This is a genomic window from Phenylobacterium sp. GW821-FHT12F10, from assembly GCF_058806695.1.
On sequence record NZ_JBXAPY010000001.1, the window covers coordinates 1033971 to 1053407 of the forward strand.

Consider the following 19437-nt stretch of genomic DNA (forward strand, 5'->3'; position numbering starts at 1 on the left):
CGTCGCCAGTTTGCAAGCGTCCGGCGGTGTATAGGCCCTTTTCACCGGCGGACATCCAGCGGGGCGGGCCTTACACCCGTCCCGCTTCAGGTTTCAAGTCTGGTCGTTAGAGAACCTAAAGCCCATGCCGCAGCGCTCGTCCAAGGCCAAGACCGCCAACCGCCTGGTCGTCCTGGGCGGCGAGGGCGCGCGCGAGGCCGGGTCGGTCTGGCTGGTGGGCGCCGGCCCCGGCGACCCCGAGCTACTGACCCTGAAGGCCTTCCGCGTGCTGGCGACCGCCGACGTGGTGGTCCATGACGGCCTGGTGAGCGACGAGATCCTCGACCTGGCGCCGGCCGCCGCCCGCCGGATCAGCGTCGCCAAGCGCAAGTCGCGCCATTCCTACGCCCAAGGCGAGATCAACAGGATGCTCGTGGCCTTCGCCCTGGACGGCCTGACGGTCGTCCGGCTGAAGGGCGGCGATCCCTTCATCTTCGGCCGGGGCGGCGAGGAGCTGGAAGCCTGCCGCGAGGCCGGCGTCGCCTGCCACGTTGTCCCCGGCGTCACCGCGGCCCTGGCCGCCGCCGCCGACGCCGGCGCCCCGCTCACCCATCGCGGCGCGGCCCAGGCCGTCACCTTCGTCACCGGCCACGCCGCGGCCGGCGCCGAGCCCGACCTGGACTGGGCGAGCCTGGCCAAGCCCAACCATACCGTCGTCATCTATATGGGCCTCTCCACCGCGGCCGGCATCGCCAGCCGCCTGATGGCCGCCGGCCGTGTGGGGTCGACGCCCGCCCTGATCGTCGAGAACGCCAGCCGCGCCGACGAGCGCCGGGTGGTCACCGACCTGGCGGGCCTGGCGGAGGCCGCCGCCGGGATTTCAGGTCCCGCCCTACTGATCGTCGGCGAGGCCATGGCGCTCGCCCAGGCCGGGACCGCGGAGATTGTTCAAAGCCTCGAGGCTCGGGGCCTCGAGCGGGGAGTGGGATCATGAAAGCCTTGACCGCCAATCGCCTGGAGGACGGCGAGGTCGTGTTCTGGAACAAGGGCGCCTGGGTGGAGCGGTTCGTCGACGCCGAGCTGTTCGCCGACGACGCCAGCGGCGAGGCCGCCGAGGGCCAGGGCAAGTCCCAGCCCAACACCGTGATCGACGTCTATCTGATCGACCTGATCGAGAGCGAGGGGCTCTGGGCGCCCCTCAGCTTCCGCGAACGCATCCGGGCCCTTGGCCCTCTCAACCACCCGACCCATGGCAAGCAGGCCGAGGGGGGCGCGGCCATCGAGGCCCTGCGGCGCGCCGCCGGCGCCTCGCGCTCCACCGGCCGCGTCAACCTGATCAAGCGTAAGTAGGGCCGATGTATCAGTACGACACCCTCGACAAGGAATTCCTGGCCGACCGGGCCGCCGAGTTCAAGGAACAGGTGGAACGCCGGCTTTCGGGCGAGATCACCGAAGACCAGTTCAAGATGCTGCGTCTGCGGAACGGTCTCTACCTGCAGCTCCACGCCTACATGCTGCGGGTCGCCATCCCCTATGGCTCGCTGAACGCGACCCAACTTCGCAAGCTGGCGGATATCGGACGGAAGTACGACAAGGGCTACGGCCACTTCACCACCCGCACCAACCTGCAGTTCCACTGGATCAAGCTGCGCGAAACGCCCGCCATCCTGGAGGAGCTGGCCAGCGTCGACCTGCATTCCATCCAGACCAGCGGCAACTGCATCCGCAACGTCACGTCGGACCCCTATGCCGGGGCGACGGCCGAGGAGATCGACGACCCGCGCGTCTGGTCCGAGGCCATCCGCCAGTGGTCGATGCTGCATCCCGAGTTCAGCCACCTGCCGCGCAAGTTCAAGTTCGCGGTCACCGCCGCGCCCAAGGACCGCACGGCGGCCCGGGTCCACGACATCGGCCTGGTGGTCCGCCGCGCCCGCGACGGGACGATGGGCTTTGAGGTGATCGTCGGCGGCGGGATGGGGCGCACGCCCTATGTCGGCCCGACCATCCGCGAGTTCCTGCCGGCCAACCGGCTGTTCTCGTACCTGGACGCCATCCTGCGCGTCTACAATCGCCACGGCCGCCGGGACAACAGCTACAAGGCGCGCATCAAGATCCTGGTGGCCGCCCTGGGCGCCGAGGAGTTCCGCCGCCAGGTCGAGGAGGAGTGGGAGAAGGTCGGTCCGAACGCCGACATGCCCGACCTGGAGATCGCCCGCATCCGGGCGGCCTTCGCGCCGAAGTCCTTCGACACCCTGGTGAACCGCTCCGAGGCCTTCGAGGCCGCCAAGGCCGCCGATCCGGCCTTCGCCCGCTTCGCCCGCAACAACCTCAAGCCCCACAAGCGGCCCGGCTACACCATCGTGGAGATCTCCCTGAAGGGGATCGGCGAGACGCCCGGCGACGCCACCTCCGACCAGATGGACGTGGTGGCCGACCTGGGCGAGCGCTACGGCCAGAACGACATCCGGGTGACCCACGAGCAGAACCTGGTGCTGCCGCACGTGAAGCTGGACGACGCCCACGCGGTCTATAGGGCGCTGGCCGCCGCGGGCCTGGGCACGCCCAACATCAACCTGATCACCGACATCATCGCCTGCCCGGGCCTGGACTACTGCGCGCTCGCCAATGCGCGCGCCATCCCCATCGCCCAGGACATCGCCACCCGCTTCGCCGATCAGGATCGCGCCGAGCTGGTGGGGGAGCTGAAGATCAAGATCAGCGGCTGCATCAACGCCTGCGGGCACCACCATGTCGGCCACATCGGCATCCTGGGGGTCGATAAGAAGGGCGAGGAGTTCTACCAGCTCACCCTGGGCGGCTCCGGGGCCGAGGACGCCGAGGTCGGCAAGATGCTGGGTCCGGCCCTTCCGGCCGACCGCGTCACCGACGCCATCGACACCATCGTCGAGGTCTATCTGCGCGAGCGCGCCGAGGGCGAGCGCTTCCTCGACACCTTCCGCCGCACGGGCGTCGCCCCCTTCAAGGAGGCTGTCTATGCCGAAGTTCATTAGGATCATCGACGGCCGCTTCGTTTCCGCCGACGACCCCTTCACCTATGTCGCCGACGACCAGGGCCTGCCCCAGGGCGACGTGATCATCTCGCTCACCCGGTTCTCCGCCGAGGGCGACGCCCTGATCTCCCAGGGCCGCGCCGTGGGGGTCCGCATCGAGCCGGACGAGGAGGTCGAGGCGCTCGCCTACGACCTGCCCAAGCTGGCCGTCGTCGCCGTCGCCTTCCCCAAGTACCGGGACGGCCGCGGCTTCTCCTCGGCCCACCTGCTGCGCGAGCGCTTCGGCTTCAAGGGCGAGATCCGCGCCGTGGGCGAGGTCCTGCGCGAGGAGGCCAACTTCCTCACCCGCTGCGGCTGCGACAGCTTCGAACCCGCCGACGGCTCGACCCCGGAGCAATGGGCCCACGCCGCCAATCGTCATCGTCACGTCTATCAACGCGCCGCCGACGGCCGCACCCCGGCCTTCGTCGAGCGCGCGGAGTCCTGAGCATGGCCTTTGATCAACTGGAACGCCCGCAGATCGCCCTGCGCCTCGACGCCGAACTGCGCCACGCCCATCCGGCGACGGTGCTGGAATCGGCCGTCGAGACCTTCGGCGACAGGCTGGCCCTGGTCTCCTCCTTCGGGGCGGAGTCCGCGGTGCTGCTGCACATGGTCTCCAGGATCAAGCCGGACATGCCGATCATGTTCCTCGACACCGGCATGCTGTTTGGCCAGACCCTGGACTACCGCCGCAACCTGGCCGCCAAGCTGGGCCTGACCGATGTGCGCGACCTGCGGCCGCTCTATACCGACCTGGCCACCGTCGATCCCAAGGCCAACCTCTGGCAGACCGACACCGACGCCTGCTGCAATATCCGCAAGGTGATCCCCCTCGACAGCGCCCTGAAGGACTTCGACGCCTGGATCACCGGGCGCAAGCGTTTCCACGGCGGCGACCGCCTGTCCCTGCCGGTGGTGGAGCAGGCCGACGGCCAGGTGAAGTTCAATCCCCTGGCCAACTGGGGCAAGACCGAGCTGGACGCCTACATGGCCCAGCACGACCTGCCGGCCCATCCCCTGGTGGCCCAGGGCTTCCCGTCGATCGGCTGCTGGCCCTGCACCAAGCCGGTGGAAGAGGGCGAAGATGTGCGCGCCGGCCGCTGGGCGGGTTCCGAAAAGACCGAATGCGGCATACATGTCGCCCGCGCGCCCGACGCCGTGACCAATGTCGGCGGCGATATCTAGCTTCTGAAGCGAACTGATCATGACCGATGTGACCGCCGCCGCCCCGGCCAAGAAGGCCGGCGCCTTCCTCCATGAGACCGTGACCTGGGTCCAGCACTGGACCGACAGCCTGTTCTCGTTCCGCACCACGCGGGACCCGGCCTTCCGCTTCCAGAGCGGCCAGTTCGTCATGGTGGGGCTGGAGGTGGACGGCAAGCCGCTGCTGCGCGCCTATTCCATCGCCTCGCCGTCCTGGCACGACGAGCTGGAATTCTATTCCATCAAGGTGGAGAGCGGGCCTCTGACCTCGCGGCTGCAGAAGATCCAGGTCGGCGACCAGGTCCTGATCGGCAAGAAGCCCACCGGCACCCTGGTGCTGGACGGGCTGAAGCCCGGCAAGCGCCTCTACATGCTGGGCACCGGCACCGGCCTGGCCCCCTGGCTCAGCCTGGCGCGCGACCCCGAGGTCTATGACCGCTTCGACGAGGTCATCGTCACCCACACGGTGCGCAACGTCGCCGATCTGAACTATCGCGAGCTGTTCGAGCGCGACCTGCCCAATGACGAGATCCTCGGCGAGATCGTCGCGCCGAAGCTGCGCTACTATCCCACCGTCACCCGCGAGCCCTTCAAGCACCAGGGCCGGATCACCGACCTGATCGCCTCGGGCAAGATCTTCGAGGACCTGGGCCTGCCGCCCCTGGACCCCGCCGTCGACCGCCTGATGCTGTGCGGCGGCCCCTCGGTCCTGGCCGACCTCAAGGTGCTGCTGGAGGCCCGCGGCTATGTCGAGGGCTCGCTGGCCGCGCCCGGCGACTACGTGCTGGAACGCGCCTTCGTCGAGACCTGAGCGATCACGCCGCGCAGGAAGTCGGCGCGGGCGGCCACGGTGGTCCTGGGAACCTCCACCACCCGGTAGTCCAGGCGCCACAGGGTCGCGACGATGCGGTCATAGGTCTGCACGGCCTCGGCGAAGTCCTGCTTGCGCTCGGCGTCCTGCACATAGATCTCCGCCCAGGGCGGGAAGGTGAAGACGTGGACATTGCAGGCCCGCGCCTCCAGCTGGGCCACCAGGTCCGGATCGGGGGCGAAGTCCGCCGTCCGCGCCCAGGCCAGGTCGTCCACCACCCCGCGGTCGAAGAAGACGGCGCGGGTCTCGCCGGCCAGGCCGTCATAGAGCGCCACGTCGCGGCGGGAGGTCTCCCGCCAGTAGGCCTGCTGATCGCCCCAGGGCAGGGCGGTCCCGCCGCTGGCCGCCTGCTCGCGGATCACCGCCCGCGCCGTCTCGTCGACGCAGAGCTCGCCCTGGCTTCGCAGGTGCTCGATGAGGGTGGTCTTGCCGGCGCCGGGACCGCCGGTCAGGACGAAGAAGTTGGATTTCAGCATGGGAGTCCTCGAAGGCATGGAGTTTCGCGCCGGCCAAGGGGCCGACGGGGAGCCGTCCGGGGAAAATCGTCGCGCCTCGGCGGCGCGGGGCCCGCCTAGCGGGGCGGGCAGCCCTTGAATTCGCCGGCCTTGACGACCGTGAGCTGGGCCAGGTTCAGGGGCCGCATGGGCTTCATCGAGCCCGAGCCGATGCCGGTGAACAGGTCGATCCTGGCGCCCTTGATCGCGCCGCCGACGTCGGAGGCGTACCAGTAGCCGTCGTGGGTGGAGCCGTCGGGCATGGGCAGGCCGACGGTTTCCTTGATGAACAGGACGGTGCGGCGGGGGATCAGGTTGCGGTCGATGGCGGCGGTGCGCATGGCCACCACCTTGCAGCCCAGGGAGTCCAGTCCGCCCACGCCCTTGGCGCCGGCATGGTAGAGGGTGGCCTTCAGGCGGAAGTCGGCCGAACCGGGCAGAGTCCCGGTGAGGGCGTTCATCAAGAGGTCCCCGATGGGGTCGGACGGAGCGGCGTGCGCTCCACCTCCGAAAGCCAGAAGGGGAAGGGCGGCCAGGGCGGCGAGGCGGCGTCCCATGACGGCGTCCTCCTTCGTCGTTGATCTGTCAGCGGCCGTCTGAGTACCGGGACTCTGGGGCCAGGGCAACCCCGCTATTAGGCTTACTCACAGGCGCCTGCAGACAGCTTCGATTGCGCGGCCAGAGTCTTGGTCTATCAACAGCCGCCAGCAACGGGGGCCTGCACATGCGCATCTACGGCGACTCCATCTCGGGCAACTGCCTGAAGGTGAAATGGACGGCGGATCATCTCGGGCTTTCCTATGACTGGATCGAGACCGACGTCATGAAGGCGGCGACCCGAACGCCGGAATTCCTGGCGATGAACCCGGCCGGCCAGGTGCCCGCCGTGATCCTGGACGACGGCCGGCCCCTGGCCCAGTCCAACGCCATCATCCTGCACCTGGCCGAAGGCTCGGATCTGATCCCCGCCGACGCCTATGAGCGGGCCCGCATGCTGGAGTGGATGTTCTGGGAACAGTACAGCCACGAGCCCTATGTGGCCGTCGCCCGCTTCCAGGTGCGCTTCCAGGGCAAGCCGGTCGCCGATCTGGAGCCGCGGCTGGTGGACCGCGGCAAGGCCGCCCTGCAGCGGCTGGAGGACGGCCTGGCGGCCCAGCCCTTCCTGGTGGGCGACCGCGTCAGCCTCGCCGACGTCGCCCTGGTGGCCTACACCCGCGAGGCCGGGGACGGCGGGTTCCGGCTGGCCGACTATCCCAAGGTCCAGGCCTGGATCGGCCGGGTCGAGACGGCGTTGAACATCGCCTGAGGCGTCTGCGACGTTGCGGTGAAATCGCCGCGTCGCGGATCCGGCGGCGCTTGCCTTCCGGTCCGCGGCGCTTCAAATCGCAGGCATGACGCTCAAGCCGCTCCGCCTCGCCCTGCTCCTGCTCGCCGCCGTCCCGGCCCCCGCCTTCGCCTGGGGCGGCGCCGGTCACCGGATGGTGGGGGAGGAGGCCATGCGGGCCCTGCCGCCCACCCTGCCGGCCTTCCTGCGCACCCCCTCGGCGGTGGCGGCCGTCGGCGAGCTGTCGCGCGAACCCGACCGTTCCAAGGGGGCGGGCAAGATTCACGACTCCAACCGCGATCCGGGCCACTTCGTCGACCTGGAGGATGACGGCCGCATCCTGGGCGGACCGGCCCTGGCCGCCCTGCCGCCCACCCGCGCCGACTACGAGACCGCCCTGCGCGCCGCCGGCCAGGACAGCTGGAAGGCGGGCTATCTGCCCTATTCCATCGTCGACCAGTTCCAGCAGCTCACCACAGACCTGGCCTATTGGCGGGTGGAGATGGCCGCCGAGCCGCGGCAGAAGAGCCGCGCGCGCCGCGCCTGGATGCATGCCGACCGCCTGCGCCGCGAGCAGCAGATCCTGATGACCATCGGCTTCCTGTCGCACTTCGTGGGCGACGGCTCCCAGCCCCTGCATGTCACGGCCCACTACAACGGCTGGGGCGACTATCCCAATCCCAAGGGCTACTCGACCGCCAAGGTCCACGGCCCCTTCGAGGAGGCCTTCGTCTTCGCCAATGTCCACGCCCCGGCGGTGCGGGCGAGGATGACACCGTTCCGGTCCTGCGGCTGCCCGATCGAAAAGCGGGTCGCCGACTATCTGGCCGTGGCCGGCGGCCAGGTCGTTCCCTTCTACGAGCTGGAGAAGGCCGGCGGCTTCGCCGAGGCCGATCCCCGCGGCGCGGCCTTCGCCACGGTGCAGGTCGCCGCCGGCGCCTCGGAGCTTCGCGACCTGATCGCCGAGGCCTGGAACGCCAGCGCCGGCGTCAAGATCGGCTGGCCCGCCGTGGCCGTGCCCGACGCCGTCAGCGGCAAGGTCGATCCCTACGAAGCCCTCTACGGCCGCAACTGATGGCCCCCCAGTTCGGCGCGCCGACTCCGGGCCTGACCCACGCCGACCGCCCGGCCGCCTTCGGGATCGCCGTGCGGGCGGGCAAGATCGCCCTGGTGCGGGTGGAGAAGCCGGGTTTTCCGCCCTGGCTGGACCTGCCCGGCGGCGCCCTGGACCCGGGGGAGGACGCGGCCCAGGCGGTTGTCCGCGAGTTCGGCGAGGAGACCGGCCTGAAGGTCGAGGCCGGCGAGGCCTATGCCCGGGCCGATCAGTATTTCGTCAACACCGACGGCCAGGCCTATGACAACCGCGCCACCTTCTTCGAGGTGACCGTCATCGCCGAGGCGCCGGAGCTGAAGGTGGAGGACGACCACACCCTGGTCTGGGAAGACCCCCGGGCCGCCATCGCCCGTCTGAGGCACGAGGCCCACGCCTGGGCCGTGGCGGCCTGGCTGCGGCGGGGCTGACGGACCCTCGGGCGTCAGGCGGCCTTGGACTTTCTGGCCGTCTTAGTTCGGGCCGGCTTGGCGGTGGTCGCCTTGGCCGGGGCCTCGCTTCGCTTCTTGCTGGCGTGCAGGGCAGGCAGGTCGCCGTTACGACCCTGCTTCTTGGTGACCAGGCGCAGCTCGGTGGCGTTCTTGTCGCACTCGGCCAGGATCGCCTCGAGTTCCTTGTCGGTGAGGTTCTCGATGCCGATGAAGCCGTTCTCGCCCTCCGACACGCGGATCAGCTCGTCGAGCTTGGCGTGCAGGGCGTTGTTGTCGCGGTTCTGGGTGTTCTGGATCAGGAACACCATCAGGAAGGTGATGATGGTGGTCGATGTGTTGATCACCAGCTGCCAGGTGTCGGAAAACCCGAACATCGGACCCGACAGGGCCCACAGCACCACCAGTACGCAGCAGCTGGCGAACACGATCGGCCGGCCGGTCCATTTGGAGACCGCCGTGGAAAATTTCGTGAAGAAGGCGGTGAACCCCGACATGCATCTGCTCCTGCCCGCATTGCGCGGCGCAGCCTGAACGGATAGTCGAACGCGCGAGTTCCGGCCCAAGAAGGAGCGTTCATGACCTCAGCCCACATCATCGACGTGAAGTCCCTGGCCGAGCAGGTCCGCGCCCAGGCGGCCGGCGAGACCGCCCTGCTGAAGGCCGAGCATGGCGTCCAGCCGGGACTGGCGGTGGTGCTGGTGGGCGAGGATCCGGCCAGCCAGGTCTATGTGCGCTCCAAGGGCGAGCATTCCCTGGCCGCGGGCATGCATTCGGAGACCCACCGGTTGCCCGCCGACGCCACCCAGGACGAACTGATGGCCCTGGTGGATCAGCTCAACGACGATCCGAAGATCCACGGGATCCTGGTTCAGATGCCGCTGCCCGGGCATCTCGACGAGAAGATGGTCCTGGCCGCCCTCGACCCCAACAAGGACGTGGACGGCCTGACGGTGGTCAACGCCGGCCTGCTGGCCAGCGGCATGCCCGCCCTGATCCCCTGCACGCCGCTGGGCTGCATGCTGGTCCTACGCCAGACCCTGGGGAACCTGGCCGGCAAGCGCGCCGTGGTGGTGGGCCGCTCGGTCCTGGTGGGTCGCCCGGTCGCCCAGCTGCTGCTGGCCGCCGACTGCACGGTGACCATCGCCCATTCCCGCACCGTCGACCTGCCCGCCGTCTGCCGCGAGGCCGACATCCTGGTGGCCGCCGTCGGCCGTCCCCAGATGATCAAGGGCGACTGGATCAAGCCCGGCGCCACGGTGATCGACGTCGGCATCAATCGCGTGCCCTTCCGCGATCCGGTCAAGGCCGCCGCGGGCAAGACCAAGCTGGTGGGGGACGTGGACTTCAAGTCGGCCGAGAAGGTCGCCGCCAACATCACCCCAGTGCCGGGCGGCATCGGCCTGATGACCGTCGCCTGCCTGCTCTCCAACACCGTCACCGCCGCCAAGCGCATCCACGGCCTGGAGGGCTGATCTTAGATCCTCCCCCGGCGCGAAGCGCGGTTTGGGGGAGGTGGCGCGCGTCAATAGACGCGTGACGGAGGGGGCTCGCGCCCACGAACAAGGGTCAAAGTCCCCCTCAGGCGCTTCGCGCCAGCTCCCCCAGCGGGGGAGCATCTTTCCACAGCCGCGCCCTCAGGCCGGCGTTTGGCCGAGCGCGCCGGTCCAGGCCACGATGTCGGTCAGCACGCCGCTGACGGCGGTGTTGAAGCCCGCCACGATGGCGGCCTGGCGGTTGTCGTTGACCGGGACGGCCTGCACGAAGGTGCGTTCGGCCACTAGGGTGCGGTCGGCGGAGCGGGTGAGGGTGGCGTGCACGCTCACCACCACCTGCGGCCTGGCCTTGGGGGCGTCGTAGGCGACCTTGAAGTCGGCGACGATCAGCTTGAGCGCATAGTCGGACTTGCCCATCTCGCCGCGGCCGATCAGCCGCGCCCGGCCGCCCTGGTCGAAGGCGCGGTTCACCGCCTCGTCGAACAGCACCGAGGCCGCCGCGACCCAGCGGGCCTGACCGATATAGGCCACGTCGCTGCCGCCGGTGACGGTGAGGATCTGGTCGCCGGCCGAGGGGCGGGTGAAGCCGTTGGCCAGCTTCATCACCCCGAAGGTCTCCCCCGAGGCCGGCGCGGCCGCCGAGGCGGGCGCGACATAGCCGAAGCTGTAGAGCTGGGCCGGCTTGCTCTTGGGGAAGAGCGAGATGCAGCCGGTGAGGGCCACGGCCGTGGCGGCCATGACGGTGAGCCGGAGAAGACGCTGCAGGCGGGTCATGGCTTCACCTCGAGTTCCTTGCCGGCCGGCTTGCCGACGGCGCCGCGGGGGTTGGTCTGGAGTTCATTGGCTAGGCGCTCGAGCGCCTCGGCGGTGGCCTGGAGCTGCACCGCCGCGGCGGTGAGCTGGGGCAGGCCGGTGGTGGCGAAGTCGCTGGTGGGGCCCTCGAGCTTGCCCATCATCTTGCGCAGGTCCTTGGCGGCGGCCTGGGCCTCCTCGGCGGCGTCGGCCACGTTCTTCATGGTCCGCTTGCCGTCGCCGTCCAGCAGGTTCTGGCCCGATTGGCCGAGCGCGGTGATGGACTGGGCGGCGGTGTCGATGCTCTGCAGGGCCTTCTGGGCGTCGGCGATCACCGCCTTGCGCTCCCGCAGTTCGGCGGTCACCGCCTGGGTGTCGCTGAGCGCCGCGGAGAAGGTCTTCACGTTCTGGTCCGACAGCACCTTGTTGATGCGGTCCAGCGCCTCCACCGTGCGGCTCAGCACCGTGCCGCCGCCCTCCAGCAGGTCGGAAAGCGTGCTGCGCTGGCTGCGGATCACCGGCACCTTGCCGTCCGGAGTCACCTCCCGCAGCAGGGGCTTGGAGGGCGTGCCGGCGCTGATCTGGACATAGTTCACCCCGGTGATGCCCTGGGGCTCCAGGGTGGCCACCGAGTCCACGCGGATCGGCACGTCGGAGGTGACCCGGGCGCGGGCCACCACGTTCTTGGGGTTGTCGCGGGCCAGCTCGATCTTGGTGACCTCGCCCACCTTGATGCCGTTGAACCGCACCTCGCCGCCCTGGGTCAGGCCGTTGATCGGGCCCTGGAAGACGATGTCGTAGAGCTGGTAGTCGCGGCTGAACTGGACCTTGGCCAGCCACACGCCGAAGATCACCAGACCCAGGAAGAGGATCAGGGTCGAAAGGCCCACCAGGGCGTAATTGGCGTCTTTTTCCATTAGCCCACTGTCTCGGCTTTTGTCGCTGAACGCACGGCGGCCCGGCCGCGCGGCCCCAGGAAATACTCACGAATCCACGGATGCTTGGACTTTTCCAGCGTCCGCACCGGGGCGTTGGCCACCACCTTCTTGTCGGCCACCACCGCCACCCGATCGGTGATCGCATAGAGGGTGTCGAGGTCGTGGGTGATCATGAAGACGGTCAGGTCCAGGCTGTCGGAGAGGTCCTTGATCAGCTCGTCGAAGGCCGCGGCGCCGATGGGGTCGAGGCCGGCGGTGGGCTCGTCGAGGAACAGCAACTCGGGGTCGAGGGCGAGCGCGCGGGCCAGACCGGCGCGCTTGCGCATGCCCCCCGACAGCTCCGAGGGCTTCAGATGGGCGGCGTTGGCCGGCAGGCCCACCAGGGCGATCTTCAGCTCCGCCAGCTCCATCACCACCCGCTTGGGCATGTTGGTATGCTCGTACATGGGGGCCGCGACGTTCTCGCGGACCGTCAGGTTGGAGAACAGGGCGCCCTGCTGGAACAGCACTCCCCAATGGCGTTCGATGGCCGACCACTTGCGGCGCGAGGCCTGCTGGATGTCCTGGCCGAAGACCTGGACCGTGCCGCCGTCCGGGGTCTTCAGGCCGATGATGGTGTTGAGCAGCACCGACTTGCCGCTGCCCGATCCGCCCACCACGCCCTGGACCTCGCCGCGCTTGACCACCAGGTCCAGGCCATCGTGGATGACCTTCTCGCCGAACCGCGAGACCAGGCCCTTCACCTCGATGGCGGGGCCCGTGGTCGGCAGTTCGTCCTCGGTCAGTTCGATGGCGTCCGGCGTCTCGAGGCTCACAGGTCGAGCTCCATGTAGATCAGGGCGAAGATCGCATCGATCAGGATGATGGCGAAGATCGCGTGCACCACCGCGGCCGTCACCCGGCGGCCGAGGGACTCCACGTCGCCGCCGACCTCCAGGCCCTGGCGGCAGCCGATCCCAGCCACCACCGCGGCCATGACCGGCGCCTTGGAGAGCGCGATCCAGAAGTGGGTCGCCCCCACATTGTCGACGATCCGCTGCAGGAAGAAGGAGGGGCCCAGGTTCAGCACCGACCAGGTGATCATCAGGCCGCCCGCCAGGCCCGCCAGGGTGGCCACGAAGGTCAGCAGGGGGATGGTCACGAGCAGGGCGACGAAGCGCGGCAGCACCAGGGCCTCGAAGGGATCGACCCCCATCACCTTCATGGCGTCGATCTCCTGACTCATCTTCATCGAGCCGATCTCGGCGGCGAAGGACGAGGCCGAGCGGCCGGCCAGCAGGATGGCGGTGATCAGGATGTTGAATTCGCGGGTCACGGCGATGCCGATCAGCTCGACGGCGAACACCTCGGCGCCGAACTGCCGCAGCATGTTGGCGCCCAGCAGGCCCACCACCGCGCCGATGAAGAAGGAGGTGGTGACCACGATCGGGATGGCGTCCAGCCCCGCCCGCTCGGCCAATGACACGCAGGCCGCCCAGCGGATGCGGCGGGGATCGAGGATCGCCCGGAACAGCACCACCAGCAGGTGGCCGGCGAAGGCCAGGGTGTCGATGATCTCCTTCGAGAGGTCCACCACGCCCTTGCCGATGCGGATGGTCAGTTCGTGGAAGCCGCGCGGCTTGGGCTTGGGGGGCGGCTTGACCACGGCGGCCTGGCTGACCAGCTCGATCAGCCTGCGGGTCTCCGGGCGAGCCTTGACGCTGGCGGCCTCGAACCGGTCGCCGGCCGCCTGGATGACAGCATAGGCGCCGGCGGTGTCCATGCGCCCGACCTGGGTGAGGTCCAGATGCACGGAACTGCGTCCGGCCAGCTCGTCGCGCAGGCCGCTGGCGGCGGGCCCGATGAGCGCGGCGGTCCAGTCGCCGGTGAGTTCGATGACCCCCTGATCGCGGGCGTCCTTGACGGTGAAATCGGCGGGTCGTTCCATCGGCTCGCGCGTCTTCGCCTTCCTGGAGAGGGATGGCTCGTTCGAGTCGAGCCTGGGAGCGAACCTAGCAGAGCCGGCCCCCCACGCCGAACGCCTTATGGCGCCGGTTGTTCCGTGCCCTGCAGCTTATCGGCGGCGCTGCTCGCGCTCTGGTGATCGCTGATTGTCGACATAGCCTATCTTTCGCCCAATTCCCTCGGGTATCAGAGGCCCCATGTTCAGTCGTCCAACTGCCGGGAGCGTCCCGTTGACCCGCCAGATCGATTTCGCCGGCAAGTCCGGATCGGTTTACCGCTATTCCGCCCTCGAGGAGGAGCGGACCCTTCCGCCCGTCGGGGCCAACTATGTCATCGCCCAGGTGACCCCCAAGGGCGCCAGCATCCTGTTCGCCGGCGAGACCGAGTGCCTGTCGGCCCGCGACTGGCAGGCGGCCCTGGACGAGGCCCACGCCCGCTACGGCGCGACCGAGGTGCTGATGCGCCTCAACGTCCGCGGCGCGGTGCGCAAGGCCGAGCGCGAGGACATCATCGAGGAACACAGCCCGCCCATGAACGCGGGCTAGCGGGATCAGCAGCGGCGGGAACCGGTCTTCCGCCCCCATCCCGCTCAACTAAGAAATAGCTCTAGACGCGCCCGCCCGGCATCATGGCGCCATGGCCTGGGCGATCGTGATCTTCGGGGCGGCGGTCTGGCCGGACGGCGGACCCAGCCCCACCCTGCGCCGGCGCGTCGCCTATGGCCGCCAGGCCGCCGCCGACCATCCCGACGCCCTGGTCTTCTGCTCCGGCGGCGTCGGCCGTCACGGACCCTCCGAGGCCTCCCTGATGGCCGATCTGCTGATCGGGCACGGGGTCGATCCCGCCCGCCTGGTCCTGGACGAACTCAGCCGCGACACTCTGGAAAACGTCGTGGCCGCCGCCCGCTTCATCCGCGCCGAGGGGCTGGAGGGCGCCGTGGTCTGCACCGACGGCTATCACGTCCCGCGCGCGCGCATGCTGTTCCGCACCCTGGGGGTTCCCAGCCGCCAGGGCCCGCGGCGCGCGGGTCCCGCCGGATCGCGCGCCTATTGGATGAGGATGCTGGTCCGCGAGACGCTGGCCTATCCCTACGACCTGGCCCTCGCCGTCGCGTCACGCCGCAGACTTCTGCGCGAGCTGGAAACCTGAGGGCAGAACTCAGCCGGCGATCCCGGCGATGTCGTCCACCGTGGCGAAGGTGAGCTTGGGATTGTGGGCGATCAGGCTCTCCGGGGTCGAATAGCCCCAGGTGACCGCGCCGAAGTCGATGCCGGCCTTGGCCGCCGCCCGGGCGTCGCGGTCCTCGTCGCCGATGCAGATGGTCTGGGTCCGGGTCATGGACAGCTTGCGCAGCACGCGGCGGAACTTCCGCGCCTTGCCGAACAGCGAGGCGCCGCAATCGAAGTGGACGAACAGGGCCGACAGTTCCGGCCCCAGGCCGATCCGCACGCTGGCCTCGGTGTCGGAGGACACCAGGGCCAGCACCACTCCGCGCCCGTGCAGCTCGCGCAGCATCTCCGGGATGCCGGGGAACAGCGGGATGCCGGAGGAGGCGTCCTTCTTCATGGCCCGGAAGTCCTTGGCGATCCGCGCCAGCTTCCAGGTGGAGACACCCATGGTCTTCATGATGACGCGCGCGCTCGCGCCGCGCAGCGACTCCCGCTCCTCGGCGTCGATGGCGCGGAAGTTGTGCCGCGCGGCCATGTGATCGAGGACGCTGGTGAACCACGGATAGGAGTCCGCCAGGGTGCCGTCGAAGTCGAAGATCGCGAGTCGATAAGCCACGGAAGTTTCGTAGCCCGTGGCGGCCCCGGCTGGAAGGGACCGATTGCGCGGCGCGACCCTGCGTCGAAGTTGCCGCCTTGCCGAATCAACCGCGGGCACGTCGTCTCTCCCCGCGTCCGCCTTCCGCCGCCGAGACACCGCCATGACCCCGCAAGAGTTTCTCTCCCAGCTCACGCAGAACATCGAGCGGTTCGAGAAGGTTGCGGCCTTCCTCAGCGTCCCCGGTTACCTCTCCTGGCACGAGGGCTTCACCCTGCTGAGCCTGGCCGAGGTCTGGCCGGTGGAGGGTGACATCGTCGAGATCGGCAGCTTCAAGGGCAAGTCCACCTGCTTCCTGGCCCAGGGCCTGCTGCGCTCGGGCCGCGGCAAGGTCCACGCCGTCGACCACTTCCAGGGGTCCCCGGAACATCAGAAGGGCGGGCATGAGGAGACGGCGGAGATCGTGGAGTCCGGCTCCACCTACGAGCAGTTCCGCGCCAATCTGGCGGCCTTCGGCCTGAGCGGCGTGGTCGAGGCCATCGTCTCGAGCTCCCAGGAGGCCGCGGCGGCCTGGACCGGATCGGCGCGGATGATCTTCATCGACGGCGACCATTCCTACGAGGGGACCAAGGGCGACTTCGAGGCCTGGTTCCCCCACGTGGCCGAGACCGGCCTGATCTGCTTCCACGACTACCAGAACAGCCACTACCTGGACGGGGTGACGAAGTTCATCGAGGAAGAGGTCAATCTTCACCCCAACATGCGCTTCCTGCACCGGGCCAACAGCCTGATGACCTACATGAAGGTGGCCTGAGGCCGGCGACGTGTTCCGGCGCGTCGAAGGAGGGGGAACCCCTCCCGGTCAGCGTCTCGCGACGGGCGGGAAGGAAGTGGTGGATGCGACAGGGATTGAACCTGTGACCCCCTCGGTGTGAACGAGGTGCTCTCCCGCTGAGCTACGCATCCTCCGGAAGGGATGCGCCTATAGCTCGCCGCTTCCCGCCGGGCAAGCGGTGAGAAGCCGCAGACACGCATCCGTCAACTGATCGAAGTGGTCGATGAGGATGTCGGCTCCCAGTTCGGCCACCGGGATCTGGGTGTAGCCGAAGCTCACCAGCACCAGGGGAACCCCCGCCGCGCGGGCCGCCCCGGCGTCCGGGGCGGCGTCGCCCACCATCACCGCCCGGTCGATCCGGCCCCCGGCGGCGGCGATGGCCGTGGTCAGGTGGCTGGCGTCGGGCTTCTGCTTCGGCGCCAGGTCGCCGCCGATCACGGCGTCGAAGAAGGGCCGCAGCGCCAGGGCCTCCAGGATCGGAATCGACAGGCCGGTGGGCTTGTTGGTGCAGACCGCCAACCTCGCCCCGGCGCTCTTCAGGGTGGCAAGACACTCGATCACCCCCGGAAAGGGCCGGGTCTGGTCGGCGCAGTGGGCGCCGTAGTGGGCGATGAACCGGTCGAACAGGGCCGGCATGCGCTCGGCCGGGACCGGGTGGCCCTGGGCGGTGAAGCCGCGCTCGATCAGCCATTTGGCGCCGTGGCCGATGAAGGGACGGGCCTCCGCCAGGGGCAGCGGCGCGATGCCCTCGTCAGCCAGCAGGACATTGAGCGTGTCGATCAGGTCGGCGGCGGAATCCACCAAGGTTCCGTCCAGATCGAAGGCCAGGGTGGCGCCGGCAAGCACGGTGAGGTCGGACACGGGCGCACGCTCCATCGAAAGCGCTCGCCGTTTCGGCTAAACGCCGCGAGATTGCAATGTCTTCGCCGATTCCAGGACCACGCCCATGACCGCACGCGCCGCCGTTATCCTCGCCGCCGGCCAAGGCACGCGCATGAAGTCGCCGGTTCCCAAGCTGCTGCACAAGGTGGGGGGACGCACCCTGCTGGACCGGGTGATCGACACGGTCCAGGCCTCGGGTTGCGAGCGGATCGTGGTGGTGGTGGGCGACCACAGCCCCGGCGTCCGCGAGCTGGTGGTCAAGCGCCTGGGGGAGGCCGCGGTGGCGGTGCAGGATCCGCCGCTCGGCACCGCCCATGCGGTGCTGGCGGCCAAGCAGGCCCTGGCCGACTTCAACGGCGACGTCCTGGTGACCAATGGCGACTGCCCGCTGCTGCAGGCCGCCGACCTCGATCCGCTGTTCGCGTTGAGGGCCTCGGGCACGGACCTGGCCATCATGGGCTTCAAGCCGGTGGACGGCCTGCTCTATGGCCGCCTGATCCTGGGGGCCGATGGCCACGTGATCCGGGTGGTGGAGCCCAAGGACGCCACGGCCGAGGAGTTGGCGGTGAAGGCCTGCAACGCCGGCATGTACTGCGCCGACCGCGCCGCGCTGTTCGCCTGGCTCGACCGCGTCGACAACAACAACGCCAAGCAGGAATATTACATCACCTCGATCGTCGGCCTGGCCACGGCCGAGGAGAAGAAGGTGCGGGTGAACTTCGCGCCGGAGAACGCGGTGATGGGCGCCGACACGCCGGCGCAGCTCTCCCAGGCCGAGGCCATCTTCCAGGGCCGCGCCCGCGCCCACTTCCTGGCGCAGGGGGTGGCCATGGCGGCGCCGGAGACCGTCCACTTCAGCTGGGACACCCAGCTTCAGCCCGGGGTGCAGGTGGAACAGTTCGTGGTCTTCGCGCCGGGCGTGAGCGTCGAGACCGGAGCGGTGATCCGCGCCTTCAGCCATCTGGAGGGCGCGGTGGTGCGCGCCGGCGCCCTGGTGGGGCCCTATGCCCGCCTGCGGCCGGGGGCCGACATCGGCGAGGATGCCCACATCGGCAACTTCGTCGAGGTCAAGAAGGTCAAGGTCGGCGCCGGCGCCAAGGCCAACCACCTGTCCTATCTGGGGGACGGCACGGTCGGGGCCGGGGCGAACATCGGGGCCGGCACCATCTTCTGCAACTATGACGGCTTCGACAAATACGAGACCCATATCGGCGAGAACGCCTTCATCGGCTCCAACACCGCCCTGGTGGCCCCGGTGAAGGTGGGCGCCGGGGGCATGACCGGCTCCGGATCGGTGGTCACCGCCGACGTCCCGGCCGACGCCCTGGCCCTGGCCCGCCCGCCCCAGCAGATCAAGGAAGGCTGGGCGGCGAAGTTCCGGGCCAGGAAGATGGCCGGTCGGGCGAAGAAATGAGTCGTAAACCTCCTCCCTCCCCTTCATGGGGAGGGGAGATCGCGGAGCGATCGAGGGTGGGGAAGTCTGACACGCCCCACACCTCACTGGCATTCCCCACCCGGGCGGCTTCGCCGCCTTTCCCTCCCCATGAAGGGGAGGGAGGATAGGTACGATGGACGCAGACGATCAGAAACGCGCCGCGGGCGAGGCCGCCGCGGCCCTTGTCGAAGCTGGCATGACCGTGGGCCTGGGCACGGGCTCCACCGCCGCCTGGTTCGTGAAGGCGCTCGCCGCCCGCAAGCTGGATGTGGTGGGGGTGGCGACCTCGGTGGCCACCGCCGAGCTGGCCGCCAGCCTGGGCATGAGGCTCAAGGAGCTGGGGGAAGCCAGGTCCATCGACCTCACGGTCGACGGCGCCGACGAGATCGGCCCGGCCCTGTCCCTGATCAAGGGCGGCGGGGCGGCCCTGCTGCGGGAGAAGCTGGTCTGGGAGGCCTCCAGGCGCTGCGTGGTCATCGCCGACGCCGCCAAGCGGGTTCCGATGCTGGGCAAGTTCCCCCTGCCGATCGAGGTGGTGGCCTTCGGGCACGAGACCACCATGCTGCGGATCTGCGATGCGCTCACCGAATGCGACCTTGGCATCGCCCCGCGCCTGCGGATGAAGGACGGCGCGCCGGTCCGCACCGACGGCGGCAATGTCATCTATGACGCCGCCTGCGGGCGCATCGAGGAGCCGGCCCTGCTGGCCGCGGCCCTGAAGAGCGTCACCGGCGTCGTGGACCACGGCCTGTTCCTGGACCTGGCCGATCTGGCCCTGGTGGGGACGGCCGACGGTGTGGTGAGGGTGGAGCCCTAGACCCGCTAAGGCCCAGGTTTATTTGATCTGACGTGTTCCCGCCGGACGGCCCGAGGGCCATTTCCAGTGGA

General features: G+C 69.3%; 24 protein-coding genes and 1 tRNA gene. 15 read left to right on the forward strand and 10 right to left on the reverse strand.

Annotation, left to right across the window (positions count from 1 at the left end; genetic code table 11):
* The first annotated feature begins 124 nt into the window (after positions 1-124).
* The 6 genes from cobA to AC1RN5_RS05195 are packed head-to-tail and all read left to right on the forward strand — an operon-like array spanning position 125 to position 5046.
* Complete coding sequence (gene cobA, locus AC1RN5_RS05170) at positions 125-973, forward strand: uroporphyrinogen-III C-methyltransferase (protein WP_493040168.1); 849 nt, start codon at positions 125-127, stop codon at positions 971-973.
* A complete protein-coding gene (locus AC1RN5_RS05175) occupies positions 970-1329 on the forward strand; it encodes a DUF2849 domain-containing protein (RefSeq protein WP_493040169.1) in 360 nt (119 codons plus the stop codon). The genes cobA and AC1RN5_RS05175 overlap by 4 nt, the downstream gene beginning before the upstream one ends.
* A gap of 5 nt (positions 1330-1334) precedes the next feature.
* A complete protein-coding gene (locus tag AC1RN5_RS05180) occupies positions 1335-2990 on the forward strand; it encodes a nitrite/sulfite reductase (RefSeq protein ID WP_493040170.1) in 1656 nt (551 codons plus the stop codon).
* Positions 2974-3477: a DUF934 domain-containing protein gene (locus AC1RN5_RS05185; protein ID WP_493040171.1), complete on the forward strand. Its 504-nt coding sequence runs from the start codon at positions 2974-2976 to the stop codon at positions 3475-3477. The genes AC1RN5_RS05180 and AC1RN5_RS05185 overlap by 17 nt, the downstream gene beginning before the upstream one ends.
* 2 nt (positions 3478-3479) lie before the next feature.
* On the forward strand, positions 3480-4217 hold the full coding sequence (locus AC1RN5_RS05190) for a phosphoadenylyl-sulfate reductase (RefSeq protein WP_493040172.1): 738 nt from the start codon (positions 3480-3482) through the stop codon (positions 4215-4217).
* 19 nt (positions 4218-4236) lie between these two features.
* Positions 4237-5046 (forward strand): ferredoxin--NADP reductase, encoded by an 810-nt coding sequence (locus AC1RN5_RS05195; protein WP_421932161.1) that lies wholly within the window; start codon positions 4237-4239, stop codon positions 5044-5046.
* Here AC1RN5_RS05195 and AC1RN5_RS05200 read toward each other — a convergent pair.
* Complete coding sequence (locus AC1RN5_RS05200) at positions 5013-5582, reverse strand: AAA family ATPase (RefSeq protein WP_493040173.1); 570 nt, start codon at positions 5580-5582, stop codon at positions 5013-5015. The genes AC1RN5_RS05195 and AC1RN5_RS05200 overlap by 34 nt on opposite strands.
* Before the next feature lie 95 nt (positions 5583-5677).
* A complete protein-coding gene (locus AC1RN5_RS05205) occupies positions 5678-6157 on the reverse strand; it encodes a 3D domain-containing protein (protein ID WP_493040174.1) in 480 nt (159 codons plus the stop codon).
* 167 nt (positions 6158-6324) lie between these two features.
* On the opposite strand from AC1RN5_RS05205, the gene AC1RN5_RS05210 reads away from it, so the two are divergent.
* From AC1RN5_RS05210 to AC1RN5_RS05220, 3 genes are all read left to right on the forward strand, one after another.
* A complete protein-coding gene (locus AC1RN5_RS05210; RefSeq protein WP_493040175.1) occupies positions 6325-6906 on the forward strand; it encodes a glutathione S-transferase family protein in 582 nt (193 codons plus the stop codon).
* Positions 6907-6991: 85 nt separating this feature from the next.
* Complete coding sequence (locus AC1RN5_RS05215) at positions 6992-7999, forward strand: phospholipase C/P1 nuclease family protein (protein ID WP_493040176.1); 1008 nt, start codon at positions 6992-6994, stop codon at positions 7997-7999.
* A complete protein-coding gene (locus tag AC1RN5_RS05220) occupies positions 7999-8445 on the forward strand; it encodes an NUDIX domain-containing protein (protein WP_493040177.1) in 447 nt (148 codons plus the stop codon). The genes AC1RN5_RS05215 and AC1RN5_RS05220 overlap by 1 nt, the downstream gene beginning before the upstream one ends.
* Positions 8446-8459: 14 nt before the next feature.
* Here the strand turns inward: AC1RN5_RS05220 and AC1RN5_RS05225 are convergent, their stop codons facing one another.
* On the reverse strand, positions 8460-8960 hold the full coding sequence (locus AC1RN5_RS05225; protein WP_493040178.1) for a low affinity iron permease family protein: 501 nt from the start codon (positions 8958-8960) through the stop codon (positions 8460-8462).
* An 81-nt stretch (positions 8961-9041) separates the two neighbouring features.
* On the opposite strand from AC1RN5_RS05225, the gene folD reads away from it, so the two are divergent.
* Positions 9042-9938, forward strand: a complete 897-nt coding sequence (folD, locus tag AC1RN5_RS05230) for a bifunctional methylenetetrahydrofolate dehydrogenase/methenyltetrahydrofolate cyclohydrolase FolD (protein ID WP_493040179.1) — start codon at positions 9042-9044, stop codon at positions 9936-9938.
* A 162-nt stretch (positions 9939-10100) separates the two neighbouring features.
* On the opposite strand, the gene AC1RN5_RS05235 is transcribed toward folD, so the two are convergent.
* Genes AC1RN5_RS05235 through AC1RN5_RS05250 form a run of 4 tightly spaced genes read right to left on the reverse strand, consistent with a single transcriptional unit; the run spans position 10101 to position 13616 of the window.
* Complete coding sequence (locus AC1RN5_RS05235; RefSeq protein WP_493040180.1) at positions 10101-10733, reverse strand: ABC-type transport auxiliary lipoprotein family protein; 633 nt, start codon at positions 10731-10733, stop codon at positions 10101-10103.
* The gene (locus tag AC1RN5_RS05240; RefSeq protein WP_493040181.1) at positions 10730-11668 is read right to left on the reverse strand and encodes an MlaD family protein; all 939 of its coding nucleotides are present in this window, start codon (positions 11666-11668) and stop codon (positions 10730-10732) included. The genes AC1RN5_RS05235 and AC1RN5_RS05240 overlap by 4 nt, the downstream gene beginning before the upstream one ends.
* Positions 11668-12504, reverse strand: a complete 837-nt coding sequence (locus AC1RN5_RS05245; protein WP_421932151.1) for an ABC transporter ATP-binding protein — start codon at positions 12502-12504, stop codon at positions 11668-11670. The genes AC1RN5_RS05240 and AC1RN5_RS05245 overlap by 1 nt, the downstream gene beginning before the upstream one ends.
* Positions 12501-13616 (reverse strand): ABC transporter permease, encoded by a 1116-nt coding sequence (locus AC1RN5_RS05250; RefSeq protein WP_493040182.1) that lies wholly within the window; start codon positions 13614-13616, stop codon positions 12501-12503. The genes AC1RN5_RS05245 and AC1RN5_RS05250 overlap by 4 nt, the downstream gene beginning before the upstream one ends.
* A 247-nt stretch (positions 13617-13863) precedes the next feature.
* On the opposite strand from AC1RN5_RS05250, the gene AC1RN5_RS05255 reads away from it, so the two are divergent.
* On the forward strand, positions 13864-14178 hold the full coding sequence (locus AC1RN5_RS05255; RefSeq protein WP_304700541.1) for a hypothetical protein: 315 nt from the start codon (positions 13864-13866) through the stop codon (positions 14176-14178).
* Positions 14179-14269: 91 nt separating this feature from the next.
* A complete protein-coding gene (locus AC1RN5_RS05260; RefSeq protein WP_493040183.1) occupies positions 14270-14782 on the forward strand; it encodes a YdcF family protein in 513 nt (170 codons plus the stop codon).
* A gap of 9 nt (positions 14783-14791) precedes the next feature.
* Here the strand turns inward: AC1RN5_RS05260 and AC1RN5_RS05265 are convergent, their stop codons facing one another.
* On the reverse strand, positions 14792-15418 hold the full coding sequence (locus AC1RN5_RS05265; protein ID WP_493040184.1) for an HAD hydrolase-like protein: 627 nt from the start codon (positions 15416-15418) through the stop codon (positions 14792-14794).
* 142 nt (positions 15419-15560) lie between these two features.
* Here AC1RN5_RS05265 and AC1RN5_RS05270 point away from each other — a divergent pair, with 142 nt between their 5' ends.
* Positions 15561-16211, forward strand: a complete 651-nt coding sequence (locus AC1RN5_RS05270; protein ID WP_493040185.1) for a class I SAM-dependent methyltransferase — start codon at positions 15561-15563, stop codon at positions 16209-16211.
* A gap of 77 nt (positions 16212-16288) precedes the next feature.
* On the opposite strand, the gene AC1RN5_RS05275 is transcribed toward AC1RN5_RS05270, so the two are convergent.
* Positions 16289-16363 (reverse strand) — tRNA-Val (locus tag AC1RN5_RS05275).
* Positions 16364-16379: 16 nt separating this feature from the next.
* Positions 16380-17093, reverse strand: a complete 714-nt coding sequence (gene gph / locus AC1RN5_RS05280) for a phosphoglycolate phosphatase (RefSeq protein WP_493040186.1) — start codon at positions 17091-17093, stop codon at positions 16380-16382.
* An 85-nt stretch (positions 17094-17178) separates the two neighbouring features.
* Here gph and glmU point away from each other — a divergent pair, with 85 nt between their 5' ends.
* The gene (glmU, locus tag AC1RN5_RS05285; protein WP_493040187.1) at positions 17179-18528 is read left to right on the forward strand and encodes a bifunctional UDP-N-acetylglucosamine diphosphorylase/glucosamine-1-phosphate N-acetyltransferase GlmU; all 1350 of its coding nucleotides are present in this window, start codon (positions 17179-17181) and stop codon (positions 18526-18528) included.
* Positions 18529-18682: 154 nt separating this feature from the next.
* Entirely contained in the window at positions 18683-19366 is a 684-nt protein-coding gene (rpiA, locus tag AC1RN5_RS05290; RefSeq protein WP_493040188.1) for a ribose-5-phosphate isomerase RpiA, read from the forward strand.
* The last annotated feature ends 71 nt before the right edge of the window (positions 19367-19437 follow it).